Source organism: Mesorhizobium sp. M6A.T.Ce.TU.016.01.1.1, assembly GCF_003997065.1.
In the GTDB taxonomy this organism is placed as follows: Bacteria; Pseudomonadota; Alphaproteobacteria; order Rhizobiales; family Rhizobiaceae; genus Mesorhizobium; species Mesorhizobium mediterraneum.
Genome location: NZ_RZTJ01000005.1, coordinates 163,401 through 187,301 on the forward strand (window position 1 = coordinate 163,401; position 23,901 = coordinate 187,301).

General features: G+C 62.7%; 25 protein-coding genes. 12 read left to right on the forward strand and 13 right to left on the reverse strand.

Translation table 11 applies throughout. The features are described 5' to 3' along the window. Window positions 1-191: 191 nt before the first annotated feature. Window positions 192-1,412: an AI-2E family transporter gene (locus tag EOC94_RS12055; protein ID WP_127290649.1), complete on the forward strand. Its 1,221-nt coding sequence runs from the start codon at window positions 192-194 to the stop codon at window positions 1,410-1,412. Here EOC94_RS12055 and EOC94_RS12060 read toward each other — a convergent pair. The 3 genes from EOC94_RS12060 to EOC94_RS12070 all read right to left on the reverse strand — a co-directional run bounded on the left by EOC94_RS12060 (window position 1,400) and on the right by EOC94_RS12070 (window position 3,799). Further along, on the reverse strand, window positions 1,400-2,296 hold the full coding sequence (locus EOC94_RS12060; RefSeq protein WP_127290651.1) for a DMT family transporter: 897 nt from the start codon (window positions 2,294-2,296) through the stop codon (window positions 1,400-1,402). The two genes, EOC94_RS12055 and EOC94_RS12060, sit on opposite strands and share 13 nt — an antisense overlap. A 129-nt stretch (window positions 2,297-2,425) precedes the next feature. After that, window positions 2,426-3,190 carry an arginyltransferase gene (locus EOC94_RS12065; protein ID WP_095485737.1) on the reverse strand — a complete coding sequence of 255 codons (765 nt, stop codon included), beginning with the start codon at window positions 3,188-3,190 and terminating at the stop codon, window positions 2,426-2,428. A gap of 138 nt (window positions 3,191-3,328) precedes the next feature. Then, window positions 3,329-3,799: an RDD family protein gene (locus EOC94_RS12070; protein ID WP_127290653.1), complete on the reverse strand. Its 471-nt coding sequence runs from the start codon at window positions 3,797-3,799 to the stop codon at window positions 3,329-3,331. Between the two features lie 310 nt (window positions 3,800-4,109). Between EOC94_RS12070 and sthA the strand changes: the two genes are divergently transcribed. Continuing rightward, complete coding sequence (gene sthA / locus EOC94_RS12075; RefSeq protein WP_127290655.1) at window positions 4,110-5,498, forward strand: Si-specific NAD(P)(+) transhydrogenase; 1,389 nt, start codon at window positions 4,110-4,112, stop codon at window positions 5,496-5,498. Between the two features lie 12 nt (window positions 5,499-5,510). Here sthA and EOC94_RS12080 read toward each other — a convergent pair whose 3' ends face one another. Then, window positions 5,511-6,182 (reverse strand): alpha/beta hydrolase, encoded by a 672-nt coding sequence (locus tag EOC94_RS12080; protein ID WP_127290657.1) that lies wholly within the window; start codon window positions 6,180-6,182, stop codon window positions 5,511-5,513. A 204-nt stretch (window positions 6,183-6,386) separates the two neighbouring features. On the opposite strand from EOC94_RS12080, the gene opgC reads away from it, so the two are divergent. Further along, on the forward strand, window positions 6,387-7,604 hold the full coding sequence (gene opgC / locus EOC94_RS12085) for an OpgC domain-containing protein (protein ID WP_127290659.1): 1,218 nt from the start codon (window positions 6,387-6,389) through the stop codon (window positions 7,602-7,604). Window positions 7,605-7,614: 10 nt separating this feature from the next. Here the strand turns inward: opgC and EOC94_RS12090 are convergent, their stop codons facing one another. Then, the gene (locus EOC94_RS12090; RefSeq protein ID WP_127290661.1) at window positions 7,615-8,697 is read right to left on the reverse strand and encodes a LacI family DNA-binding transcriptional regulator; all 1,083 of its coding nucleotides are present in this window, start codon (window positions 8,695-8,697) and stop codon (window positions 7,615-7,617) included. 349 nt (window positions 8,698-9,046) lie between these two features. Here EOC94_RS12090 and EOC94_RS34075 point away from each other — a divergent pair, with 349 nt between their 5' ends. Then, complete coding sequence (locus EOC94_RS34075; protein WP_185928216.1) at window positions 9,047-9,211, forward strand: hypothetical protein; 165 nt, start codon at window positions 9,047-9,049, stop codon at window positions 9,209-9,211. Between the two features lie 74 nt (window positions 9,212-9,285). Here EOC94_RS34075 and EOC94_RS12095 read toward each other — a convergent pair whose 3' ends face one another. Both EOC94_RS12095 and EOC94_RS12100 read right to left on the reverse strand, forming a co-directional pair. Beyond that, on the reverse strand, window positions 9,286-9,660 hold the full coding sequence (locus tag EOC94_RS12095) for a DUF423 domain-containing protein (RefSeq protein WP_127290663.1): 375 nt from the start codon (window positions 9,658-9,660) through the stop codon (window positions 9,286-9,288). Window positions 9,661-9,701: 41 nt separating this feature from the next. Then, complete coding sequence (locus EOC94_RS12100; protein WP_127290665.1) at window positions 9,702-10,961, reverse strand: multidrug efflux MFS transporter; 1,260 nt, start codon at window positions 10,959-10,961, stop codon at window positions 9,702-9,704. 177 nt (window positions 10,962-11,138) lie between these two features. On the opposite strand from EOC94_RS12100, the gene EOC94_RS12105 reads away from it, so the two are divergent. After that, on the forward strand, window positions 11,139-11,804 hold the full coding sequence (locus tag EOC94_RS12105) for a GntR family transcriptional regulator (protein ID WP_127290667.1): 666 nt from the start codon (window positions 11,139-11,141) through the stop codon (window positions 11,802-11,804). Window positions 11,805-11,862: 58 nt separating this feature from the next. Further along, window positions 11,863-12,123, forward strand: coding sequence for a DUF982 domain-containing protein (locus EOC94_RS12110; RefSeq protein ID WP_126107524.1), 261 nt, complete (start codon window positions 11,863-11,865; stop codon window positions 12,121-12,123). Between the two features lie 55 nt (window positions 12,124-12,178). Here EOC94_RS12110 and EOC94_RS12115 read toward each other — a convergent pair whose 3' ends face one another. Continuing rightward, window positions 12,179-12,337, reverse strand: a complete 159-nt coding sequence (locus tag EOC94_RS12115) for a hypothetical protein (protein ID WP_023798419.1) — start codon at window positions 12,335-12,337, stop codon at window positions 12,179-12,181. A 204-nt stretch (window positions 12,338-12,541) separates the two neighbouring features. On the opposite strand from EOC94_RS12115, the gene EOC94_RS12120 reads away from it, so the two are divergent. After that, entirely contained in the window at window positions 12,542-13,513 is a 972-nt protein-coding gene (locus EOC94_RS12120) for a glycosyl transferase family 90 (protein ID WP_127290669.1), read from the forward strand. 33 nt (window positions 13,514-13,546) lie between these two features. On the opposite strand, the gene EOC94_RS12125 is transcribed toward EOC94_RS12120, so the two are convergent. Beyond that, complete coding sequence (locus EOC94_RS12125; protein WP_127290671.1) at window positions 13,547-14,590, reverse strand: aldo/keto reductase; 1,044 nt, start codon at window positions 14,588-14,590, stop codon at window positions 13,547-13,549. A 260-nt stretch (window positions 14,591-14,850) separates the two neighbouring features. Between EOC94_RS12125 and ppk2 the strand changes: the two genes are divergently transcribed. Beyond that, window positions 14,851-15,771, forward strand: a complete 921-nt coding sequence (gene ppk2, locus EOC94_RS12130) for a polyphosphate kinase 2 (RefSeq protein WP_095485749.1) — start codon at window positions 14,851-14,853, stop codon at window positions 15,769-15,771. A gap of 238 nt (window positions 15,772-16,009) precedes the next feature. Here the strand turns inward: ppk2 and EOC94_RS12135 are convergent, their stop codons facing one another. The 4 genes from EOC94_RS12135 to EOC94_RS12155 form a co-directional block, all read right to left on the reverse strand. Next, entirely contained in the window at window positions 16,010-16,654 is a 645-nt protein-coding gene (locus EOC94_RS12135; protein ID WP_127290673.1) for a dihydrofolate reductase family protein, read from the reverse strand. 591 nt (window positions 16,655-17,245) lie between these two features. After that, complete coding sequence (locus EOC94_RS12145) at window positions 17,246-17,719, reverse strand: nucleoside deaminase (protein ID WP_126106909.1); 474 nt, start codon at window positions 17,717-17,719, stop codon at window positions 17,246-17,248. A 193-nt stretch (window positions 17,720-17,912) separates the two neighbouring features. Beyond that, on the reverse strand, window positions 17,913-18,944 hold the full coding sequence (gene hemB, locus EOC94_RS12150; RefSeq protein ID WP_095485752.1) for a porphobilinogen synthase: 1,032 nt from the start codon (window positions 18,942-18,944) through the stop codon (window positions 17,913-17,915). Between the two features lie 98 nt (window positions 18,945-19,042). Next, the gene (locus tag EOC94_RS12155; protein WP_127290675.1) at window positions 19,043-19,861 is read right to left on the reverse strand and encodes a DUF2066 domain-containing protein; all 819 of its coding nucleotides are present in this window, start codon (window positions 19,859-19,861) and stop codon (window positions 19,043-19,045) included. 162 nt (window positions 19,862-20,023) lie between these two features. Between EOC94_RS12155 and EOC94_RS12160 the strand changes: the two genes are divergently transcribed. The 4 genes from EOC94_RS12160 (at window position 20,024) to EOC94_RS12175 (ending at window position 23,846) form a co-directional block, all read left to right on the forward strand. After that, window positions 20,024-21,067 carry an enoyl-CoA hydratase/isomerase family protein gene (locus tag EOC94_RS12160; protein ID WP_127290677.1) on the forward strand — a complete coding sequence of 348 codons (1,044 nt, stop codon included), beginning with the start codon at window positions 20,024-20,026 and terminating at the stop codon, window positions 21,065-21,067. Then, window positions 21,064-21,486, forward strand: a complete 423-nt coding sequence (locus EOC94_RS12165; RefSeq protein ID WP_127290679.1) for a DUF6163 family protein — start codon at window positions 21,064-21,066, stop codon at window positions 21,484-21,486. The genes EOC94_RS12160 and EOC94_RS12165 overlap by 4 nt, the downstream gene beginning before the upstream one ends. Before the next feature lie 256 nt (window positions 21,487-21,742). Further along, a complete protein-coding gene (locus tag EOC94_RS12170) occupies window positions 21,743-22,258 on the forward strand; it encodes a winged helix DNA-binding protein (protein ID WP_126106904.1) in 516 nt (171 codons plus the stop codon). Between the two features lie 334 nt (window positions 22,259-22,592). Continuing rightward, complete coding sequence (locus tag EOC94_RS12175; RefSeq protein WP_127290681.1) at window positions 22,593-23,846, forward strand: L,D-transpeptidase family protein; 1,254 nt, start codon at window positions 22,593-22,595, stop codon at window positions 23,844-23,846. The last annotated feature ends 55 nt before the right edge of the window (window positions 23,847-23,901 follow it).

Consider the following 23,901-nt stretch of genomic DNA (forward strand, 5'->3'; position numbering starts at 1 on the left):
GGCACGTCCTGACGCGACCTCTTATTGTGGACTGAGGACGCCGGCGCTTTATGCGCGGCGACCCCCTCTGGCCTGCCGGCCATCTCCCCCTCAAGGGGGGAGATATCCAAACATTTGGAATGTCGTCACGATTGCTGCACTATATCAGTGCATAAGTATCGCTACATGAGCCGTTTGGGAGAAATGAGCATTTGAAGGAAGCTAGGATTCGGAAACCGGAAGGCCAGCAGCGCCTGTTTGGCCTGTCGACGCCGCTCAGATCCGCCGTCATTCCGCCGCTGTCGGCGGCGCGCTGGCTTCTGGTGCTGATCGTTGCCGCCGGGGTCTATTTCTTTCATGGTTTCCTGGTCCCGGTACTGGCCGCGCTTGTCATCGCCTTTGCCAGCTGGCCGCTCTATCGGCGATTGCTCGCTGGTGTCGGCGGTAACCGCACGATCGCCGCGACATTGGCGATCCTGTTCATCCTCACCTTCCTGGTGGTGCCGATCGCGTTCGCCGGCGCCTACGCCACAAACGAAGTCCGCGAATGGGTCGGCTGGGCGATCGAGACCAACCGCGAAGGAGCGACGACGCCGCATTGGATCGCCACGCTGCCCGTGGTGGGCGAGTGGCTGAACGAGCAGTGGACGCGCAATCTCGGCCATCCCGGCGGCATCGGCGAACTGATCCAGCTGATCAGCGGCGCCAACATCGGCAGCATCTACCGCGGCGTGCTCGCTGCCGGCGGCAGCGCCTTCGGCCTTCTGCTGGCGCTGCTGTTCATGATGATCGCGCTGTTCTTTGCCTATCGCGACGGCGAGCATTTCGCCGGGCAGGTCGACCGTCTCGGCGAACGCATCCTGCCGACCAGATGGGAGCGGATTTCACGCGTCGTGCCGGCGACGATTTCCTCGACAGTGACCGGCATGACCATTATCGCCATCGGCGAAGGGGTGGTGCTGGGCGTGGCCTACTGGCTGGCCGGCGTGCCGTCGCCGGTGACGCTCGGCGCGTTGACCGGCATCATGGCGCTGATCCCCGGCGGCGCACCGCTGTCCTTCACGCTTGTTTCGATCTATCTCGCCGCCAGCGGCTCGCCGATGGCCGGGTTGGCGCTGTTCATCTGGGGGAGCGTCGAACTGTTCATCGTCGACAAGACATTGCGCCCGAAACTGGTCGGCGGCCCGATAAAGCTACCGTTCCTGCCGACCTTTTTCGGCCTGATCGGCGGCGTCAAGACGATGGGCTTTCTTGGCCTGTTCATCGGCCCGGTGCTGATGGCATTGCTGGTCGCGATCTGGCGCGAATGGCTGCGCGAGGTGGAATTGGCCGACGAGCTTGCCCCCGCAGCGCCGGACGACCTGGAAGGTGCTCCGCCGCAGATCGATATCGTCGCGGAGCACGCCGCCGCGAGGAAGAGTCAGGCCGGGTGACTGACCGCAAGGGTGGCGCGGCGCCTGCGCCCCTCATGCAGCTGCCATAGCGAATGGGCGACCAGCGTGACGATGAGGATCGCGCCGCCGATCAGGCTGTTGCGCGACGGCGTTTCGGCAAAGATCATCCACATCCAGACCGGCGCCAGCACGGTTTCAAGCAGATAGAACATCGCCACCTCCGGTCCCGAAACATATTTCGGTCCGTTGGCGAGGCAGAAGAACGAGATCGGCATGATGACGGCGCCGTTGAAGATGATCCACCACGGCGCGTTCACCTGAAGGCCTTCGCCTGAGACCATGAACACCGCGACGGCCAGGGGCAGGATCACGCCGATCAGCGATGTGAACCCCATGTCCTTGCCGCTGGCGCGCGAGATGGTGATGGCCAGGGCGATGAAGAAAGCCGAGCACAGTGCCATGAGATCGCCGAACAGGTGCCCGGTGCCGATCGAATCGCCGACGATGATCGCGACGCCGAGGATCATGACCAGCATCGCGACCACGGTGACCAGTCGCGGCCGCTCCTTCAGAAACACCCAGGACAGCAGTGCCGCGAACACGGTGTTGAAGGCCAGGATGAAGACCAGATTGGCGGTCGTGGTGTAATAGATGCTGGTGACGAAGGTGACCGAGGTCAGTCCGTAGCATATGGCGACAACCAGCCCCGACCAGCCGGGGATGAGCTGCGGCGCGTTCCGGCTCAGCGAGCGCCAGACAGCCCAGATGACCAGCGCCGCGACCAAGGTGGTGCCGGTGCGCAGCAGGAGGATCGTCCATGCGCCGCCGTCGGCCAGGCGGATCAGTGGAATGTCGACGGTCAGCGTCAGGCCGCCAACGGCGGTGATGAGAAGGCCCTTCTGGTGATCGTTGTGGGACGACATGCGGCAATTCTCGCAATGAATGTGGAGGCAGGCGCAAAATTGGCCCAGCGTCTGTCCTTCCAGCCAAGCGGCCGAAAACCAGCAGCATCCTCCTTGAACAGTTTTAAGGATGATTGGCGGAAGGGCGGATCAGCGCGAAACCGCTTCGTGGTCGTAGCGTTCCCAGCCTTTGGGGCCGAGATGCTCCTGCGGCATGAAGCGCATCTTATAGTTCATCTTGCGCGAGCCGTTGACCCAGTAGCCGAGATAGACATGGGGCAAGCCCATCGCCCTGGCGCGGGCGATGTGGTCGAGGATCATGAAGGTGCCGAGCGAGCGATCCTCGAAGTCCGGATTGAAATAGGAATAGACCATCGACAGGCCGTCGGCCATCTTGTCGGTGAGGGCCACCGCGATCAGCTCGCCCTGGCCCTTGCCGGTGATGAAGCTGTCGGGGCCGCGGCGCCGGTACTCGATGACCTTGGTGTCGACATGGGTGTCCTCGACCATCATGGCGTAGTCGAGCACCGTCATGTCGGACATGCCGCCGCGGCGATGGCGGGCATCGAGATAGCTGCGGAACAGCGAATACTGCTCGGTGGATGGTTGCGCGTCGTGCATGGCGCCGATGAGGTCTGAATTGTGCTGTATCACCCGCCTCATGTTGCGGCTGGCGGTGAATTCCTGGGCCAGGATGCGCACCGAAACGCAGGCGCGGCAGGTCTCGCAGGCCGGCCGGTAGGCGATGTTCTGCGATCGCCGGAAGCCGCCTTGCGTCAGCAGGTCGTTCATCTCCGACGCCTTGTCGCCGACCAGATGCGTGAACACCTTGCGCTCGAACTGGCCCTCAAGATACGGGCACGGTGACGGCGCGGTCAGGAAGAACTGTGGCGACTGGGTTGGATGCTGCGTCATCGAACCTTGGAAACACTCCTGCGAATCATCATACCTTTGGCGCGCGCAGCGAAAAATTCAACAGGATTGTGAAAGCGCGCCGAGCGGACGCCTTCACTTTGCACATAAACGCTCGCGGGAGACTCGCGAAAGCTGTCCTCAGCGGTCACTGCGGCTGACCACCGTGCCCAACAGCAGGTCGTGCAGCGTACGCTTGCGATCGGCAAACAGCGATACCAGAAGGACCAGCGGCGTCAGGATGACGTTGCCGGCCCAGAACAGCACCGAATGCACCACCGCCGTCAGCCCATCAATGCGGGTTCCGTCCAGGCGGTCGAGCCGGATGCCCATCATCTTCATGCCTGTCGTGGCCTGGTCGGCGCTGCCGAGCGTGTTCCAGATGTAGAGGATGGCGACGGCCGGCACGAGGACGGAAAACAGCATCCAGCCGAGGCCGAGCGTCAAGATCCCGAGGAAGAACACCAGGATCGCGAACGGAATGGTGAGCAGCGCGACGATGCAATAGTCGATGATGAAGGCGAGGACACGCCGCGTGCGCACGCCGTCATAGGCCCTGATATCATCGAGCCTGGTGGTGATGATTTCGCCGTCGAGAACGCGCGCGTTCATGTCATTTCCTCGTAATCAGGCCCGGGATAGGGTGCGGGCCGCCTGGTGTTGAAATGGTGAAGTCTCGCGACGGAATCAAGATCGAGCCGTTTTCAGCCTGCGACTGGAAGCAGCACCGAACCTAATGCATGTCGCGCAAAAAGTGCGCAGCGGTTTTGCGATAACGACATGCATAGAAACAAGGGCTTAAAGCGCGTCGCATGAATCCGTTCGAACGCGAGCGCCTTAGCTTGGATCGGTTGAATTTGCCGCGCGGATGGCGTTAGTTTGCTGCGGCGCAACATATCAGGCGGGCGAGGGACGGGGCGACATGGACTACGACATGCTGGTCATTGGCAGCGGCCCTTCCGGGCGCCGTGCCGCGGTGCAGTCGGCCAAGCTCGGCAAATCCGTTCTGGTGGTCGACAGGGGCCGGCGTCTTGGCGGCGTTTCCGTGCACACCGGCACCATCCCGTCGAAGACGCTGCGGGAAACTGTGCTCAACCTCTCCGGTTGGCGCGAGCGCGGCTTCTACGGGCGCGGCTACCGGGTCAAGCAGGACATTTCGGTCGGCGACCTGATCGAACGCCTGCACAAGACACTCGATCATGAAGTCGAGGTGCTGCAGCACCAATTCATGCGCAATACGGTCAAGAGCGCACGCGCCGGGGTCAAATTCCTCGGTCCCAACAGAGCGAGCCTGACGACGGAAACCGGCGACTATAGCGAAGTCGGTTTTGCGCATGCGCTGATCGCAGTCGGCACCCGCCCGCACCGGCCGCGCGACGTGCCCTTCGACAAGACCCGTATCTTCGACAGCGACGAGATGCTGGAGCTCGAGCGCCTGCCGCGCACGCTCACGGTGATCGGCGCCGGCGTCATCGGCGTCGAGTACGCGACGATCTTTTCGGCGCTCGACGTGCCGGTGACGCTGGTCGAGCCGCGCAACACCATCCTCGATTTCGTCGACCGCGAGATCGTCGACGACTTCATCCATCAGATGCGCGACCGCGGCATGACGATCCGGCTGGGCAGTGCGATCAAGGAGATCGCCTCGAAACCCGACTACGCCGAGGTGACGCTTGCCGACGGCCGCACCATACGCTCGGAGATGGTGCTTTATGCCGCGGGGCGCACCGGCAATGTCGGCGCGCTCGGCCTGGACGTGGTTGGCATCGAGTCCGACTCCCGGGGCCGCATCAAGGTCGATCCGCAGACCTTCCGGACCAGCGCGCCGAATATCTATGCCGCCGGCGACGTCATCGGCTTTCCAAGCCTCGCCTCCACCTCGATGGAACAGGGCAGGGTGGCCGCCTGCCATGCCTTCGGCGTGCCCTTGCCGCCGCCGCCGGAAACCTTTCCCTACGGCATCTACGCCGTGCCGGAAATCTCGACGGTCGGCCAGTCCGAGGAGCAGGTGCGCGAGAGCGGCGGCGCATATGAGGTCGGCGTGGCGCGCTTCCGCGAAACCTCGCGCGGCCATATCATGGGCGTCGACACCGGCTTCCTGAAGCTTCTGTTCTCGATCGAAACACGCCGGCTGCTCGGCGCGCATATCGTCGGCGAGGGCGCGACCGAACTCATTCACATTGGCCAGGCGGTGATCAATCTCGGTGGCACCGTCGATTTCTTCGTCAACAACACGTTCAACTATCCGACGCTGGCCGAAGCCTACAAGATCGCCGGGCTGGATGCCTGGAACCGGATGGGGCGAGCGTAAAACCTCGGCTCATCAGTTCGCCTGCGCGACGGCGATTGCCGGACCCTCCAGCCATTGCCTGACGATTTCAGCATCCCGATCGCCGATTTCATGGCCGGAGGCGACGGTGCGGGCCTCGACCTCGGCACCATGCGATTCGAGCAATGCGACCAACGCCGGCGCGAAGGGCGCGTAGGTCAGGTCGGCGGCGCCGGCAATGATCAGCACACGCGCTTTCGACAAGTCGGCTGGTGGCACGTCGTCGAGCACCGGCATCGGGCGCAGCAATGCTGCCCGTTCGATGAGGCCGGAATGCAGCAGCATCACGCTCGAAACCAGATTGGCGCCGTTCGAATAGCCGAGAAAAATCGTTCGGGAGAGATCGAGACCGTGGCGCTTCGCGGCCGCGGTGACGAAGCCCGCGAAAGCGTCCGCCTCGGTGCGAATGCTCTCCTGTTCGAAGCGCGTCGGCGTGACCCTCGCGAACCAGCGGAAACCGTCCTCCTGGGCGATGCGTCCACGGACCGCCAGCAGCACGGCGCGCGGTGAGATTTGCCGCGCCAGCGCCACCAGCGTCGTCTCGTCGACCCCGGATCCATGCAGCAGGAAAAGGCATTCGCCGCTCGAATCAACGGGTCGATAGAGCCGGTAGAAAAAGGCCAGATCGCGCCGCAAAATGCCATCTTCCGGAGGTTTTTCCGCCATAGTTCATCCCTTTGATTTCGTGATGGTTTTGTTCATTTGCCGGCTTCAAAACGGAATATTTTCGGGCTCCTTCAAAGTTGATTGAACCAGGCGCATTTCAGTCCGTTTCTTCGCCGATATGCTCCTGCGGGAGGAATCGAAGCGGTGCGTCCGGCGGTCGCATCGATCGCCGGCATGAACAACCAGCTTTGAGGCCTTTTATCGATGACCGTGCCAAATTCACCGGATCGCGCTATCGCGTTCCGGGATACGCGTATCCCGGAACGCGATACGCGTATTGATGTGTTCCGCGCTCTCGCTCTGCTGATCATATTTGTCGACCATGTCCCGGACACGGTTTTCGAAACCCTGACCTACAAGAATTTCGGCTTTTCGGATGCTGCGGAGGCTTTCGTGCTGATCTCCGGCATGTCCGTCGCGCTCGCCTACGGCTCAAAATTCGAGCCCGGAAACCGGCTCATGGCGACACTGAAATTGTGGCGCCGCGCCGGCGTGCTCTATGTCGCCCACATCGTCACGACGATGGCGGTGGTGGCCATCTTCTGCGCGGCGGCGGTGTTCGCCAAGCGGCCGGACATGCTGACGCTGATCAACATCGAGCCATTGATCAGGAACCCGCAGCAAGCGCTGATCGGCATCGCCACGCTTGGCCATCAGCTCGGCTACAACAACATCCTGCCGGTCTATGCGGTGCTGCTGCTGATGGCGCCAATCTTGCTGCTGTTCATCAGCCACAGGCCCCTGTCGGCGCTCGCCGTATCCGGAGCTCTGTGGCTGGTTGCGGGTATCTACCAGATCGCCCCGCCGAATTATCCGGAGCCCGGCTTCTGGTTCCTCAATCCGCTGTCGTGGCAGTTCCTCTTCAACATCGGCTTGGCGAGCATGCTGCATATCAGGCGCGGCGGCACCATTCCGGTCAATCGCTGGCTGGTCGGCGCTTCGGCGGTCTATGTCGCGGCGGCATTGGTCTGGGTGCACAGCCCGCTATGGGGGCAGGTGTCGTGGCTGAACCTGCCCGTGGTGCTGACCGGCTTCGACAAGACGTTCCTGTCGCTGCCGAGGCTGCTGCACATCCTGGCGGTAACCTACCTGATCGTGGCGTTTCCTTCCGTCTCGAATCTGTTCCGCACCAGCCGCGACCATCCGCTCGCCATATTGGGCAAACGATCGCTGCCGGTTTTCATCGCCGGCACGGTGCTCGCCATGGCGGCGCAGGTGATGAAGCTGATCAACCCGGGCGGCTTTGCCTATGACAGCTTGCTGATCGCCGCAGGCATCGCCATGCAGTTCGCGCTCGCCTATTATCTCGAATGGCTGTCGGGCCTTGGACGGTCCGGCAAGAGCAAGCCGGTCCGCAGCGAGGCGTCGCCAGTCCATGCGTCCTTCGGGGTGCGAGCCATGGCGACAGGCATCAATCGATAGGCGTCCGGGCTCAAGCTGTTTTGGGCGGCGGTCCGGAAGATGCCCTGACGACAAGCTCGACGCCGAGCGTCTCGCGCCGCACCGTGCCGTCGAAATCGAGGATCATTCGTGCCGCCCGGCGGCCAATCTCGGCGATCGGCTGGGCGATCGTGGTGAGCGCAGGATCGGAAAGTGCGGCTTCAGGCACGCCGTCGAAGCCGACGACCGAGACGTCGCCGGGAACCGCGATGCCCCGCGCGGTCAGCCATTCGATCGCGACCATGGCCATCCGGTCCGACATCGCCAGGATTGCGGTCGGCGGCTCTGCCGAGGCGAAGATCGTTTCGAGGCCGGCCCTTGTGCTGGCTTCGTCGTTTTCAGTCTCGTATACCGGAATCCCGGCGGTATCGACGCCGAACCGGGAAAGCGCCTCGAAATAGCCGATGCGGCGATCGCGTGTGCCGGTGTAGGCGGCCGTCCGGACTTGGCTCGGCGAAACAAGACCGGTGCTGTCGTCGGCGAAAGGCAGCGCCAGAACGGCGAAGCGCCGATGACCAAGCTCGGCGAGATGCTGCGCTGCCAGGCGGGCGCCGGCGACATTGTCGACGCCGATCGCCGAGACCGTGTCATCCTCCGAGCCGAGTTCGAGCGCGACGAAGGGGAGCTTTCGTTCACGCGTCAGCTCGACGAGGCGCGGACCTCCCTCGATGCAGAACAGGATAAAACCGTCGACCAGCGCGCTCTGGATGTTCCAGGCAAGCTTCTCCTCATTGCCCGCCGATACCAGCGCGATGCCGGCACCGGTGGCGTCACATGCCTCGGAAATCCCGGCCATCATCGCGCGGGCAAAGGGATCGTCGAAGAAATAGGACAGCGGTTCGGTCGTGGCGACGCCGATCGCGTTGACCTTGCCGGCGCGCAGCAGCCGGCCCTTGGGATCCGGACCCGCATAGCCCATCGCCTCGGCCGCTGCCTTGACCCGTTCGCGGACTTCCTCGCGCACGATCTCGGGACGGCTGAACACGTTGGAGGCGGTGCCATGCGAAACCCCGGCGGCCTTGGCTATGTCGGCCAGCCGGATGGGTCTTGTATTGCCTTCGGTGGATGACGCCATTTTTTTGCCTCCAGGCAGCTACCTAGCACCTTTGTTGGATCGATTCAAATTTTTGCTTGACATTGGTGCGGGCGGGTATATTTTTGAATCGATCCAAACGTTGCGCTAACCGTCGATTGGATCGATTCAGGAAGGAGAGTGCCATGCACCCCGTGAATTATCTGTTCGAAGACATCTACCGCAACGACTGAAGCATCACCTCGAATGCAATGACCAGGACACGTCGCGGCAGCGCCGGCCCATGGATCCGCGACCTGCGTTTTCTTGTGGAGCGCAAGCGGAGCTGATCGGCGGCGCTTTTTCATAGCTGTCGATTGGATCGATTCAAATTGGAAAAGGGAGCCTTGCCATGCATCCGATCAAGCACCTGTTCGAAGACATCTATCGCAACTATTGGGGCATCTCGCCGGCCACCGATCGGCCGGAGCGGCGCCGCCTGACCAAGCCGGCCGCACGCGATCGCCACCTGCCGGTCCGGCCCGAACGCCGGCAGGATTGGCCGTCGTCTGACTGACTGTCGTTTGGCTGGAACGGGACCCGGCCGTTGCCTGCAACCGCCGCACTTTGGGGCGGGGAGGGAACGCCGTCTCAGGAGCGCGGGCGCACCAGCGCCGAGGCTGCAATCGCCAGCCAGCCGGCGATGAGCAAGGTGCCGCCGATCGGCGCCGACAGCGGGAAAAGCCGCGAATTGAGCAAGTCCCGGGCGAGGAGATCGCTGCAGAATAATACAAGCCCGACAAGAAGGATGAGGCTTGCTGCTCGCAGGACCCGGTTTGCGCCGACGAGGCCGATTGCAAGAAAGACCGGCGCATGCATGAGCAGGAAGGACGCGACCATGCCGACGAAAGCGCCGCCCAGATGCGCCGCCGCGGCGGACAGCGCCACGCCGGCCGCGCCGCACAGGCCGCCGACGAAAACGAAGGTGCGGCCGCTGCCGCTTGCTGGTTGCCCGGCCGTGCTCATGTCTCTGGTCTCCGTGAAGTAATGATGGCCCGCAAACGGTGTCACGACTTGCCGGCCTGCGCCAGCATGTCGCGCGCGCGGCGCGAGTGGACCAGCCAATTATACGCAGCTCCGCCGGCCAGCAGCACCGATGTGCCGAGAAACACCGCGCGCATGCCGAAATGACCGCCGACGAAGCCGCCGAGCAGTGGTCCGGCGACCTGTCCGACATATTGTGCCGAGATCGACAAGCCGAGCACATTGCCGCCGACGCCGTCCGGAACATTGTGGCGGATGACGCTGGTGATGCAGGGCAGGAGACCGCCAAGTGCCAGCCCCATCAGGAAACGCAGGCCGACGAGCTGCCAGCCCTGCGTGACGAAGGCTTGCGGGATCAGCAGCAGCGCCGATACGGCAAGCGCCCCGATGATGACGTTCCAGTGGCCGACGCGGTCGGCGAGCTTGCCGAGACGCGAGGCCGACAGGATGGCGCCGAGTGCCGCAGCCGACATGACGACGCCGGAGGTCAGCGTTAGCAGGCTTTGGTCCTCGATGAGCTGCTGGACGTAGACCGTGATGATCGGCTCGATCGACATCGTGGCGAAACTCAGCAGCATACCGGTCACCAGCATGGCGACGATGGGGCGCTTGTCCTCGATTTGCGACCAGCCGCCTTTCTGCTTCTCAGTCGATGCTGCCTTGTCGGCTGTCGGGCGAGGATTCTCCTTGATGAGAAAAGTCGTTGCCAGGAACGCCAGGAAAATGACGCCGCCGGCGAGCAGGAAGGTGGCGCGGATGCCGATCAAGGGCGGCAGCGCGCCACCGAGCAGGGGACCGACGAGAGCGCCGGCGGTGATGCCGGCCGACAGCACGCCGAGCGCCCAGCCGGACCGGTCCTTCGGCGTCTGCATGGCCACCAGGATGGTCGAGCCCGAGGAATAGCCGCCGGCGAAGCCGATCAGCAGGCGCAGCAGCACCAACTGCCAGACAGTCTCCACCATGCCGGTCAGCGACATGCAGACGGCCATGCCGAAACTGGCGCGGACCAGCATCAGCTTGCGGCCGTAGCGGTCGCCCAGCCGTCCCCACAGCGGCGCCACCAGCGCGGCGGCGAAGAAAGTGGCGCCGTAGGCGATACCTGACCACTGCACAATAGCTGCGTGCCCCTCGGCGCCCAGCTGCTCGACATAGAGCGGCAGGAAAGGCAACAGCAGGGTCATGGCGACAAGCGTGCTGAACGAGCCGGCAAAGCACACGGCGAGATTGCGGCGCCAGTGGATGTTGTAGGTGCCTTGCGTGGCGAGGGTGGCATCTTGCGGCATATGATGTCCTGTCCGGCAGCTCGTTTGAAAACTTGCTGCGGATACCATTTTGGGATACCAAACTGGTATCCGTCATGGACGCAAGCCCGGCCGCTGTCAATGCGGCCCTCTCAACATGATCGGCAAATGATGGTTGGTAGTGATTGCCAGCAAAACGGCCAGAGATTGGAAACCGCCATGTCGCAGATGCAGACTGTCGAAATTGGGCTTCGCGAGATGATCCTCGGCCTCGAGGTCGGTCCGGGCCAGCGGCTGACGGAACGCTGGATCGAAAGCCGCTTCGGCGCCTCGCGCACGCCGGTCAGGGCAGCATTGCTGCGGCTCGAGACGGAAGGCTTGGTCTGCCGCGACGGGCGTGGCTGGACGGTTTCACCCATCAATCTCGCCGAGCTCGAGCAGATCGCCGTCTACCGCGAGGCGGTCGAGGTCGCGGCGGTCAAGCTGACTTGTGCATTGGAGGACAGGAGCGCTGTCGAAATCATCGAGGCGATGCTGGACTCCTGTGACGCCGGCACCCCGCGCGAGGAATGGCACCGCGTCGGCATGGATTTTCACATCGAGCTGGCACGGCTGTCCGGCAACGAGTTCCTGTTCAGGGCGGTCCGCGATGCCATGACACGCCTGTCGCGCGCCCGTTGGCTGGAGGTGCGCGACGAGGCGGCACTCGGCCGCGCCTGGGCAGAGCACCATGCCATTCTGGCAGCGGTGCGGGCTGGCGAAGCCGATGAGGCAGCACGTCGGCTTTCGGCCCATATCGTCGGCAGCCGCGACCGGCTGGTGACATCTTTGCACAATGACCGGCGCGGCCTGCGCGCCAGGGGATTTGCCGTAGTCGCGGCCTGATTGCCGAGGCAACCACTTTCGCCCTCGCTTCGCGGGCGCCGATGGCGTAAGAGCGGCGATGGAAAACAACCGATTTGAAACACCCGTGACCGTCAAGTCGGGCGCGGAGGGAGCCACTCAGCTCTTGCGTACGGCCCGCGAGGCTTCCGACTACCTCCTCAACAACTGGCCCGGCAAGCGCAGTCCAAAGCATCGCGAAGCGCTGCAGGCCTGCCATGATGCGCTGGCCGGTGACAAACCGGCCATGATCGCGAGGCGCGCCTTCATAGCCGCCGCGCGCGAAGTGAACGTGTTCGTCAGCGACAAGGCGCCGGCCTGAAGACGCAGCGGGATTCCTAGGCCGCATCCAACCCGCCTCGCGGGCTGGATGCGTTTTACTCTGCCGTTTCCGTTTCGGTCTCGGAGGTGGTCTCGTCTTCGGGCTTCGAACGTTCCTTGGCTGCGACCTTGGCCGCCTGCTTTTCCGCCTTCTTGGCGGCCTTCTGCCGGTCGCGTTCCTTGCGTTCTTGGCCGTAATTCGGTGCTCGCGCCATATCTCTTCCTTTCGCAATGCTGAAGGTTGTTAGCCCTGCCTAGGAGCATTGGGCTGCAAACACAACACCGCAAAGGCCGATCGGCTCCATACATAGCCGGCAAGCCGGCTGCACGCGGTTCCGGGCTTGCAAGATGGCTGGCACAATGGTGTAGGAGAGACCGGGGTACAAATAACAAGCTCACCTGTTTTTACCAAGTGACCGATGGCCACGCTTCAAAGAAACGCACAGAAGCTATTCTACTATGCGCGCAATGCCATGCGCGATATCGCGCCGCAGGCGCTGTTCCGCCGCAGGCTCGCCGGGCTGCTCGATCGGGCCAGGCTTTCGGACGGGTCGATCCGCGCGCGTCTCAACTATTACAACAGGCTGCAGGACGCTTTCGCGCCGAGCGCCGATGCCGTGCCGGTCAGCCGGCTGCCGACAGACCGGAGCATGTATTACTACGACCTGAAGGAATTCACCCGCTACTTCGATCCCGATTTGCGCATCGACCTCGAATTCGGCGACGTCATCGAGGTGCCTGCGATGCCGTCGATCGTCAAGGATCGGCCGATCGCCGGCGACAACAGGAACGGGGTCCTGTTCAAGCTCAACAAGTTCCGCCACTTCCACATGCCCGCCGACGATGTTGCCTTCGCGGACAAGCTTCCGGTCGCCGTCTGGCGCGGCGAGCTCAACAATCCGATACGGACCTTGCTTCTGGAGGCCGCGCGCGATCTGCCCTTTTGCGATGTCGGCACGCCCAAGCCGACGGCAGCGCCGGAATATCGCAAGCCCTATTTGAGCATCGATCAGCAGCGGCGCTACCGCTACATCATTTCGCTCGAGGGCAACGATGTGGCGACCAATCTCAAATGGATCATGAGCTCGAATTCGCTGTGCCTGATGCCGCCGCCGACATACGAGACATGGTTCGGCGAAAGCGAACTCGTGGCTGGTGTCCACTATGTGCCGCTCGAACCGGATTTCTCGGACCTCGCCGAGCGGGTGCAGTATCTCGAGAAGCATCCGCCTGAGGCCGAACGCATCGTTGCCGCGGCCAACGCCTATTGCCGCAAGTTCGCCGATGAGCGGGCCGAGCAGGCGATCTGCTTGCTCGTGCTCTACAAATATTTCGTGCTCAGCGGCCAGATCGAGCCTGATCCCGAGGTCTGGCGTTTTATCTCGGGCTAGCCCGCGGCGATCTTCGACCTGATCCGGACCCTGTCAGATAGCATCCCGGTCGAGGACCAGATCGGCCGGACCGAACCGGTCTTTTGCGGTGAACTGCTGGTGCCAATAGGGGTAGAGAACAGGAGGCCTGCTCACAGCGTCCAGGCGTGCGCGCTCATCGCTGGTCAGCACCAGGCTGGCGGCGGCGATATTGTCCTTGAACTGCGCTTCGGTGCGGCCGCCGATCACCAGCGAGCTGATGGCCGGCCGGCTGAGCAGCCAGGCAAGCGCCACCTGCGCTGCCGACACGCCATGGTTCTTGCCGATATAGGCAAGCACGTCGACGATCCGCCACAGCCGGTCCTCGTCGCGGATCGGCGGTTCCTTCCAGCCGCTGAGCTGACGGGAGGTGGCCTGGTCGCGGTGATATTTGCCGGACAGCAATCCACCGGCAAGCGGGCTCCACACCAGCACGCCAAGCCCCTGGTCGACCGAGATCGGCAACAATTCATATTCGGCTTCGCGCGCTTCCAGCGTGTAGTGGATCTGCTGGGTGAAGAAGCGCGGCTGGTGCTGGCGATCGCTGATCCCCAGTGCCTTCATCACTTGCCAGCCGGAATAGTTGGAACAGCCGACATAGCGGACCTTGCCCTGGCTGACGAGCGTGTCGAGCGCGGCGATGGTTTCCTCGAGCGGCGTCGTGCCGTCCCATTCGTGCAGGAAATAGATGTCGATGACATCGGTCCTGAGGCGCTTCAGGCTTTTCTCGCACTCGCGGATCAGATGGTAGCGCGACAGCCCTTCGTCGTTGGGGCCATCGCCGATCCGCATGCGCGCCTTGGAGGCGATCAGCACATCGCCCTTGCGTTTGCCGCCGAGCGCTTCGCCGATGATCTCCTCCGAAAGCCCGTTCGAATAGACATTGGCGGTGTCGATGAGATTGATGCCGGAATCGATGCAGAGGTCGATCATCCGGCGCGCCTCGTCGAGATCGGTCTTGCCGACCGCCGAAAATGCGCCGGCGCCGCCAAAAGTCATGGTGCCCATGGTGAGCGTCGAAACCTTCAGCCCGGAACGGCCGAGAGTGCGGTACTCCATGTCAGATCCTCGCAATTGCGTTGAGAAGGCGGTGCTTCGAAGGCTGCCCGAAGGAGCCTGGCATTTGTAGGACAAGTCGCGCGGCTTGTCGCCCATGCCATGGAGGGCGGATCGATCACATCTTACGGATTTGGGTGACCGGCGCACGAGCCGGCTGCAATAAAACCGTCATTGCCGGCCTGTATGCAAGTCGGCTCAAGGTGTTCGATCTCGGCCGGCAGGCCGGACGCCGACACGGGCGTGCACGCGGAGCAGCATAAATGACCGAAGCAAAACAGAATTCTCCTGCCAGGGATTGGCTGGAAGCGGAGCTAGCCGACACGCTCGACGAAGACTACGAGCTGGAAATGTCGGAACCCGCGCTGTCGCTGGAAATCGCCAAGATCTACAAGAACGCGCATCCGCCCTCGATGGATCGCATGCAGTATTTTCGCGACCTGATCACGCTGCAATCCGAATTGATCAAGCTGCAGTCCTGGGTGGCTTACCACAAGAAGAAGCTGGTGGTGGTTTTCGAGGGCCGCGACTCGGCCGGCAAGGGTGGCGTCATCAAGCGCATCACCCAGCGGCTCAATCCGCGCATCTGCCGCGTCGTAGCACTGCCGGCACCGACCGAGCGCGAGAAATCGCAATGGTATTTCCAGCGCTACGTCCCGCATCTGCCGGCAGGCGGCGAGATCGTGCTGTTCGACCGCTCATGGTACAACCGCTCCGGCGTCGAAAGGGTGATGGGATTTGCCGAACCGGATCAGGTCGAGGAGTTCTTCCGCGACGTGCCGGAGTTCGAGCGCATGCTCGTCCGTTCCGGCGTCACGCTGGTCAAATACTGGTTCTCCATCACCGACGAGGAGCAGCAGATGCGCTTCCAGATGCGCATCCATGATCCGATGAAGCAGTGGAAGCTCTCGCCGATGGACCTGCAGTCGCGCGTGCGCTGGGAGCAGTACACCAAGGCCAAGGAAGAAACGTTCGCCCGCACCAACATTCCCGAAGCTCCTTGGTTCATCGTCGAGGGTAACGACAAGAAGCGGGCGCGGCTGAACTGCATCGATCATCTCCTCAAGCAGATGCCTTATGAGGAGGTGCCGCACGAAGAGATCACGCTGCCCGACCGCGTCTTCAATCCCGAATACGAGCGCCAGGTGCTGCCGCGCGAGCTGTACGTGCCGGAGAAGTATTGATCATCTGGGACTGCTAAAGACCCGGACGGGCGGCATTCCTTCGCGCCCCCCTCTGTCCTGCCGGACATCTCCCCCACGAGGGGGGAGATTGGCAGCGTCGCCGACGGTGCCAATCTTGCAACGCTGATGATTGGCGAAAGCCGGCGCGACATCCGATCTCCCCCCGTGTGGGGGAGATGTCCGGCAGGACAGAGGGGGCGCGAAGGATCGCGGCGCAGAGGGCTGCGCTTCAGTGAGACTACGCGCGCTTGATGATGACGTGCGTGGCATTCGGCGTCGCGACCTGCTCGCTGCACCGGTAGCCGAGCTTGAGCATGTCGATGCCGGCAAAAAGGTTCTCGCCGGAGCCGAGCAGCATCGGCGATATCGCCAGATGCATGTCGTCGATGAGCTTTTCCCTGAGATATTGCCGGATCGTGGCGACACCACCGCCGAGCCGGACATCCTTGCCATCAGCCGCTGCTTTCGCCTTTTCCAGCGCTGAGTGGATACCGTCGGTCACAAAATAGAAGGTCGTGCCGCCCTCCATGACGATGGGATTCCGCGGATGGTGGGTGAGCACGAAGACCGGCACATGGTAGGGTGGATTGTCTCCCCACCAGCCTTTCCAGCTTTCATCCGGCCACTCGCCGCGGATCGGCCCGAACATGTTGCGGCCTATTATCCACGCCCCAACATTTTCGAAGCTGCGCGCCACGAACCCGTCGTCCGTGTCTGTGGTCCCGCGATCGTCGCCAGACATGTTGCGGAAGGTCCGGGTGCCGAACATCCAGTTGTGCAGGGCTTCCCCACCTACGCCCAGCGGCTCTTTCAGGTCCTGGTCGGGACCGGCGCCATAGCCGTCGATTGACAGGGTGAAAGCGTTGACGCGAAGCTTGGACATGAGTACCTCCCTCGAGACCAGTTGTGAAATGCAAGCAGTTGCTTTTAGCTATACTGATTGCATTTTTGCAAGCGGTATTTTGAAATCTCCGCCGAGCGATGAGCGGCTTGTTTGGGCCAGCCGCGTCAGGACCGCAGCCAAGACGGGTGGTTGCAGCAGCAGTTGCTTGCGCCGCGATGCCTCGAGGATGCGTTTACGTCATCAAGCATGGCCTGCAATGGAAGGATGCGCTGCAGGCCTACGGGGGCAGATGAGCGGCCACAAAGGGGCACGCATGGTTCTCGATGCCCTGCCGCCCTGCCAAAGCCCTGATTGCGGATCGCGGTTATGACAGCGCCATTTCGCGAGGCTTTGTGGAACAAAGGCATCGAGCCTTAGCATCCCGTCGAGCCGAAGTCGGAAAGTCCCATATCCCGACGACAGGGCACTCTATCGCCAGCGCCACAAGGTCGAGAACCTCTTCGCCAAGCTCAAAGACCGGCGGCGCATTGCAACCCAATACGACCGATGCGCGCATAACTTCTTCTCGGCGATCTGCATCGCCGCAACCGTCATCTTCTCGCTCTAATCAGAGCGTCCTGAGCCGAGGCTCTAAGCCTTGCCCAGATGCTTTGGCCAGAATTCCTGGTGGACTTCGGCGGCTTCGTCTTCGAGGTTCGTCGGGCCAACCACAGTGACGATGCGCGCGCCGGTCTGCAACACCGCCCGGCTCGGCACGTTCAACCCGATCCCAGCGATCTCGCCCAGCCGCGCTTCGGAGCACGCAAACACCATACGCCCGATGCCCGACCAGTAAATCGCCCCGGAGCACATCGCGCACGGCTCGGTGCTGGTGTAGAGCGTGCAGTCAGCGAGAAAAGCAGCGTCGTAGTGCTGCGCCGCTAGTTTAACCAGGTTCATCTCGGCGTGGTTTGTCATATCGTGGCCGGTGAAGACGCTGTTCTCGGCGCGCAGGATTACTTCGCCGTCCCTCACCAGCACCGAGCCAAACGGTTCGTCGCCGCGTTCCATTGCGGATTTCGAGAGCGCAATTGCCTCGCGTAAAAACGGCTCGTGGCTTTCCATCAGAGTCTCCCAAAAAGCTAGAGTGGGATGATTGTCTTGAATCGGAGGGATTTCCAAGGGCTGCAGATCAGATTCAGTTAGGCGATCTGCATCGCCGCAACCGTCATCTTCTGGCTATGCGCACGACCGATTGTTTGATCTCGGCCTTCAACATAGGATGAAGGCTGTCGCGTGTGGTGATGATTGCGAGTGCCTACCCCTTCAGCATCGCCGCCACTTCGGGCGCGAAATAGGTGAGGATCCCGTCGCAGCCGGCGCGCTTGAATGCCAGCAGCGATTCCAGCATCGCCTTGTCGCCGTCGATCCAGCCATTGGCGGCAGCCGCCTTGATCATCGAATATTCGCCCGACACCTGATAGGCGAAGGTCGGCATCCGGAATTCGTCCTTCAGCCTGCGAATAATGTCGAGATAGGGCAGGCCGGGCTTGACCATCAGCATGTCGGCGCCCTCGGCGAGATCCTGCTCGGCCTCGCGCACGGCCTCGTCGGAATTGGCGTGATCGAGATAATAGGTCTTCTTGTCGCCCTTGAGCAGGCCGGCGGTGCCGACCGCCTCGCGATAGGGTCCGTAGAAGGCGGAGGCGAATTTCGTCGCGTAGGACATGATCGCCACATCCTGAAAACCATTGGCGTCGAGCGCATCGCGGATGGCGCCGATGCGGCCATCCATCATGTCGGAGGGCGCGATGATGTCGGCGCCGGCCGCCGCCTGGATGACGGCCGCCGCCGTCACCTGTTCCACCGTCTCATCGTTGACGATGATGCCGTCGCGCAAGATACCGTCATGGCCGTGCGAGGTGAAGGGATCGAGCGCCGCGTCGGTGATGATGCCGATTTCGGGCACCGCGTGCTTGATGGCGCGCGTAGCGCGGTTGATGACGTTTTCCGGATCGAGGATGTGCGAGCCGGTCTGGTCGCGCAGGCCGAGCTCGACATTGGGGAAGGTTGCGATCGCCGGAATGCCGAGCTTTGCCGCGCGCTCGGCCTCCTTGACGGCAAGGTCGAGCGACAGGCGGAAGACGCCGGGCATGGCGGCGATCGGTTCGCGGATATTTTTCCCATCGACGACGAAGATCGGCCAGATCAGGTCGTCGACGGAGAGCCGGTTCTCCTGCACAAGGCGGCGCGACCAGTCGGCCTTGCGCATGCGGCGCAAACGGCGGCTGCCGGTGATCTCGTCGACGCTGCGCGCGCCGGCAGGCTTTGCTGGGGTGAATTTGTTCATCGCCAAAACTCCGGATCGGCGACTTTTACCACGAGCCTCCGCCGCTGACCAATGCGACACGATTGTGCCAGGCTGGCATCGCCTGGATATCGGTATACCTATGGCTGACCGTTGCCGGACAGGACCTGCGCCGCTCCCCGCATGGCGACGCGGAACGCCTCGTCGAAACTGACGCCGCGCACCTGCCAGTGATAGGTCTTGCCGCCCGTGGCAAGCCGCCAGTCGGCGATCCAGCCCAATTCCTTGTCGCTCCAGACGATCCTGCCGGCAAGCGCCTGGTCGGCGCCGGCCTGTTTGGCGGCCTTGTCCAGAGCCGCCATGTCCGTCTCGTGCAGCACCTTGTCGTCCAGCCCGGATTCGGAGAGGTGCGACGCCTTGGGAAATACGATCCGCATCGCCAGCGGGTCGGCAGCATTCACGAATGATTCGCGCATGGGTGCGCCGCGCTCATCGTCTGCGGTCAGCGCGAAACGCCTGGCGCCTCGCTCCGTTGCCAGAAAGATCGCCAGCCGCGGCCGCTCAGCAAGCCATGGCCGGCTGCCGAGCGATGCCAGCACCGGGTCGATCACCTGAGGCCTGTAGAGGCACGAAAGATCGTGCGGCCGGTCATGCGTGCCTTGCTCGTCGTGGATCGGAATGCCCTCCATCCGGTCGCGGTAGCGGAATTCGGCAACGAAGCTGCCAGCCTTGTCGCGCAGCGCCGCCATCTCAGGCCTGTTCGGCAGCCGCTGATCGCCGGAGACCCTGACCAGAACCGCATCCAGGCAAGCCTTGAAACCGATCTGACGGTTCTGCTCGCCTTGGCCGGTCACGATGGTCCGCGCGCTATAAAGGTCGTCATTGGCGGATGCAGGACGGGCAGTCGCGCATACCATCAGGCCGATCGCCACAAGGGCAAGACGCAAAAATCCAAGCATGGTTCAACGTCCGGTTGGAAAGCCCGTCATCAAGATAGTCAATTCTAGCATCGGGCGCCGGCGGCGACCAAGGCGGCAGGATTGCACCGTTGGCATTGACGCAGCCATGCGCCACGCTTTAGCACTTCAGTCCCGGCGGCGCGGGGGAGGGATTCTATCGCGATGGATTTTGGCGGCGGCGACGAGATCCGCTTCGAACGATTGGGCAGGGCTGGCGTCGTCACGCTGACGCGGCCGCAGGCGCTCAATGCCGTCACCCATCGCATGGTCAAGGCGCTCGACAAGGCGCTGCGCGCCTGGGAGCGGGATCATGAGATCGATGTCGTCGTCGTCAAGGCCGAGGGCAGGGCGTTTTCGGCCGGCGGCGATATCCTCCACGTCTACGAGGCCGGCCGGGCGGGAAAGCCGTCGGTCGATTTCTTCGCCGACGAATACCGGCTGAACGCCCGCATCGCGCGGTTCAGGAAACCCTATGTCGCGCTGATCGACGGCATCGTCATGGGCGGCGGCGTCGGCATCTCGTTCCACGGCTCGCAGCGCGTGATGACCGAGAACGCCCAATTCGCCATGCCGGAAGTCGGCATCGGCTTTTTCCCGGATGTCGGCGCCAGTCATCTCCTGCCGGACCTCGGCGGCAGCTTCGGCATGTATCTCGCCCTGACCGGAAACCGCATCCGCTATGGCGATGCTTTGTGGTCGGGCCTGGCGACGCACACGATCAAGGCGGAGGACCAGGCCGGCTTTCTCGACCGGCTGGCGGCGAGCGGCGATCCGGAATCGGTGCTGCGCGGTTTCTTCATCCCGGCTCGGCGCGAGACGGACAGGCCGACGCTGGAGGCGATCGCCCGCCATTTCGCGCAACCGTCGCTGGGTGACGTCATCGGTAGCCTGGAACGAGCTGCTCTCACCGATGCGTTCGCGGCCAAGACGCTGGCGACGATCCGCACCCGCTCGCCGACCAGCCTGCATGTCGCCTGGCGCGAGATCAGCGCCGGGCTGACGCTGTCGATGGACGAGTGCATGCGTATGGAGTTCCGTATCCTCAACCGCATGCTTGCCGGCCATGATTTCTACGAAGGCATTCGCGCTGCCATCATCGACAAGGGCTCGACACCGCTCTGGCGGCCGGCAGGCATCGATAAGATCAGCGCTGCCGATGTCGACGCCTATTTCGCGCCGCTCGGCGAACGGGAACTCGAACTGTGAGCGACGCCACGTCGAGACGCGTCGTGCTCCAGCCCTCGACGGTCGAGATCATCTTCGTCTGGTTCCAGCGCGTCGTGTCCGGCTACTGCCTGTTGTTCGGGATTTTGTACTGGATCCGGCTGATCGGCTTCTACCCCGGCCCGTTGTGGCGCTTCGACCTGATGCCGGTGCATTGGCAGGTGGCGGCGGTGATGCTCGCCGTCTTCTTTCCCTTCGCTGCCGCCGGCCTGTGGATGCTGGCCTCCTGGGGGCCGGTGATCTGGGTCATCTGCGCGGTGACCGAGACCGTCATGTATGCCGGCTTTCCCGAGCTCTTCGGCCACCGCCTGCTGATCGTCGCCTCGCATGCGGCGGTGGCGCTGCTCTACATCGTCTTTCGCGTGGTGATCTGGATGCAGAAGCGCCAGACCCGGCAATAGAGCATCGGACCGATGCTCAACAAGAATAGCGCCGCGCGTCCCATTGGACGCCCAAATTTCCGCCCGGAACCATTGGCTAAATCTTTAGGTTAATCATCCTTGTTCGGGTGACCCTTCGTTAAGCCTCTTTCGAAACCTCTTACCGGTAAGCTCTTGTTAGCCCTAGCGTTTAAGTCGAATTTTATGAGTATTCGATAGTGTCGCGATCAAGGTGAAAAACAAAAAATCACCAGGCGACAAACGAGAGGCAAAGACAATGATCAATTCCCGTCCGGCGGCGAAGACCGCCAACGTATCCGATGACCGCCGCGAGGCGATCCGTTCGCTGTACATGGAATCGCTGCAGCTGGTGGAGCGCCTGCACCGCCGTCTGCTTGACGTGATCAAGGACGAATTCGACCGCAACGGCCGTTCCGACATCAACGCCATCCAGGCGCTGCTGCTCTTCAACATCGGCAATTCGGAGCTGACCGCCGGCGAGCTGCGCTCGCGCGGCTACTATCTCGGCTCGAACGTCTCCTACAATCTGAAGAAGCTGGTCGATCTCGGCTTCATCAACCACCAGCGCTCGCGCATCGACCGCCGTTCGGTGCGGGTCTCGCTGACGCCGAAGGGCAATGAGGTGGCGGAAGTCGTCGGCGGCCTCTACGAGCGCCATGTCGGCTCGATCGAGCAGGTCGGCGGCATTAACACGGAAGAATTCAAGCAGATGAACCGCGCCCTGCAGCGGCTGGATCGCTTCTGGAACGATACCATTGCTTATCGGATGTAAGGCATACGCCACTTCTAGGGGAAAGCCGCGCCGAAGAGGCGCGGTCGGACAGCGACCTAAAGACCGGTGGCCGAAAAGCACCGGTCTTTCCGTTTCGTGAGGGCGAGCCGATCCAAATCGCGCTCAGGGCCACGTTGCCGCCATATTCCCGGTGAAAGCGAGAATGCGGGTGATGTTGTGGCCAAGGCCAAGCATCTCCCTGAACGCGCGCCGCCCCCGTCACGTTCTCACGACCGAAGGGGCCATGGTTGGCTAATTGTTAACATTGCCAACTCTAGAGTACGGGCGGGATCGCCCGGTGAAGAGAATTGTTACAAGACTGTCTGGAGCGTACATGAGAACCAGTCGCCGTTTCTTCCTTTCCGGAGCCTCCGCGTTGGCAGCGACGATGCTTGCCGGTGGCGCCAGCGCGCAGGACGTGATCGGGGATATCCTGAAATCCTCGGGCCGCGGCAACTGGGACGACCAGTTCGACGCCCGCGCCAGCCAGGGCGGCAAGGTGGCTTCGACGCTGCCGATCGTCAGCCCGCAGACCGTTTCCTTTACCGAGCAGGCGATAGCGCAGTATCAGAATATCGTCGCGCAGGGCGGCTGGGAGCCGGTCCCGGACACCAAGAAATTGCAGCTCGGCGTCATCGACCCCGACGTGGTGCCGTTGCGCAGGCGCTTGATGGTTTCGGGCGACCTGGCGCAGAGCGCCGGCCTGTCAGAGGCCTTCGATTCCTATGTCGATGCCGCGGTCAAGCGCTTCCAGGCGCGCCATGGCCTGCCTTCCGACGGGACCTTGGGCCAATATACCTATGCGGCGATGAATGTTTCGGCGCAGGTCCGGCTTGGCCAGTTGCAGACCAATCTGCAGCGGCTGCACGAGCGCGCCGGCACGCTGGGCAACCGTTATGTATTGGTCGACATCCCGGGCGCCCAGATCGAGGCGGTCGAGAACGACCGCGTCGTGCTGCGCCACACCGCCGTTGTCGGCAAGATCGACCGCCAGACGCCGATCGTCGATTCCAAGATCAACGAGATCATCGTCAATCCCTACTGGAACGCGCCGGTCTCGATCGTGCGCAAGGACATCATTCCGCTGATGCGGAAGGACCCCAACTATCTCAAGGACAGCAAGATCCGTCTGTTCGCACCGGATGGCAGCGAGGTCGATCCGCTGAACGTGGACTGGTCGACCGATGACGCCGAGAAATACCGCTTCCGCCAGGATCCGGGCGCCGGCAATGCAATGGCCTCTGTCAAGATCAATTTCCCGAGCCCGGATGGCGTCTATATGCACGACACGCCGCAGCAGAGCCTGTTCGGCAAGATGATGCGTTTCGATTCCTCGGGCTGCGTGCGCGTCCAGAACGTGCGCGATCTCGTCACCTGGATCCTGCGCGACACGCCAGGCTGGAACCGTCAGCATTTCGAGGCGGCGATCAAGAGCGGCGAGAACATCCCGGTGCAGGTCAACAATCCGGTGCCGGTCTATTTCCTCTACATCTCGGCCTGGTCGACGGGGCCTGGTGTCGTGCAGTTCCGCGACGACATCTACGGGCTCGATGGAGCCAACGAGCTGCAGATCACCTCTGCGCTCTAAGCGACTGATCTTTTTACTGAAAGGCCGCCGCTGAGGGCGGCCTTTTTGTATCCGG

Coding starts and splice junctions, on each gene's coding strand:
- EOC94_RS12100 (WP_127290665.1), bottom strand. CDS start 10,961: ATGCCGCAAGATGCCACCCTCGCCACGCAAGGCACCTACAACATCCAC.
- sthA (WP_127290655.1), top strand. CDS start 4,110: ATGGACTACGACATGCTGGTCATTGGCAGCGGCCCTTCCGGGCGCCGT.
- EOC94_RS12060 (WP_127290651.1), bottom strand. CDS start 2,296: ATGTCGTCCCACAACGATCACCAGAAGGGCCTTCTCATCACCGCCGTT.
- EOC94_RS12155 (WP_127290675.1), bottom strand. CDS start 19,861: ATGCTTGGATTTTTGCGTCTTGCCCTTGTGGCGATCGGCCTGATGGTA.
- EOC94_RS12120 (WP_127290669.1), top strand. CDS start 12,542: ATGGCCACGCTTCAAAGAAACGCACAGAAGCTATTCTACTATGCGCGC.
- ppk2 (WP_095485749.1), top strand. CDS start 14,851: ATGACCGAAGCAAAACAGAATTCTCCTGCCAGGGATTGGCTGGAAGCG.
- EOC94_RS12175 (WP_127290681.1), top strand. CDS start 22,593: ATGAGAACCAGTCGCCGTTTCTTCCTTTCCGGAGCCTCCGCGTTGGCA.
- EOC94_RS12160 (WP_127290677.1), top strand. CDS start 20,024: ATGGATTTTGGCGGCGGCGACGAGATCCGCTTCGAACGATTGGGCAGG.
- EOC94_RS12115 (WP_023798419.1), bottom strand. CDS start 12,337: ATGGCGCGAGCACCGAATTACGGCCAAGAACGCAAGGAACGCGACCGG.
- EOC94_RS12170 (WP_126106904.1), top strand. CDS start 21,743: ATGATCAATTCCCGTCCGGCGGCGAAGACCGCCAACGTATCCGATGAC.
- EOC94_RS12065 (WP_095485737.1), bottom strand. CDS start 3,190: ATGACGCAGCATCCAACCCAGTCGCCACAGTTCTTCCTGACCGCGCCG.
- hemB (WP_095485752.1), bottom strand. CDS start 18,944: ATGAACAAATTCACCCCAGCAAAGCCTGCCGGCGCGCGCAGCGTCGAC.
- EOC94_RS12135 (WP_127290673.1), bottom strand. CDS start 16,654: ATGTCCAAGCTTCGCGTCAACGCTTTCACCCTGTCAATCGACGGCTAT.
- EOC94_RS12125 (WP_127290671.1), bottom strand. CDS start 14,590: ATGGAGTACCGCACTCTCGGCCGTTCCGGGCTGAAGGTTTCGACGCTC.
- EOC94_RS12080 (WP_127290657.1), bottom strand. CDS start 6,182: ATGGCGGAAAAACCTCCGGAAGATGGCATTTTGCGGCGCGATCTGGCC.
- EOC94_RS12110 (WP_126107524.1), top strand. CDS start 11,863: ATGGAAAACAACCGATTTGAAACACCCGTGACCGTCAAGTCGGGCGCG.
- EOC94_RS12090 (WP_127290661.1), bottom strand. CDS start 8,697: ATGGCGTCATCCACCGAAGGCAATACAAGACCCATCCGGCTGGCCGAC.
- EOC94_RS12070 (WP_127290653.1), bottom strand. CDS start 3,799: ATGAACGCGCGCGTTCTCGACGGCGAAATCATCACCACCAGGCTCGAT.
- EOC94_RS34075 (WP_185928216.1), top strand. CDS start 9,047: ATGCATCCGATCAAGCACCTGTTCGAAGACATCTATCGCAACTATTGG.
- EOC94_RS12105 (WP_127290667.1), top strand. CDS start 11,139: ATGTCGCAGATGCAGACTGTCGAAATTGGGCTTCGCGAGATGATCCTC.
- EOC94_RS12095 (WP_127290663.1), bottom strand. CDS start 9,660: ATGAGCACGGCCGGGCAACCAGCAAGCGGCAGCGGCCGCACCTTCGTT.
- EOC94_RS12145 (WP_126106909.1), bottom strand. CDS start 17,719: ATGGAAAGCCACGAGCCGTTTTTACGCGAGGCAATTGCGCTCTCGAAA.
- opgC (WP_127290659.1), top strand. CDS start 6,387: ATGACCGTGCCAAATTCACCGGATCGCGCTATCGCGTTCCGGGATACG.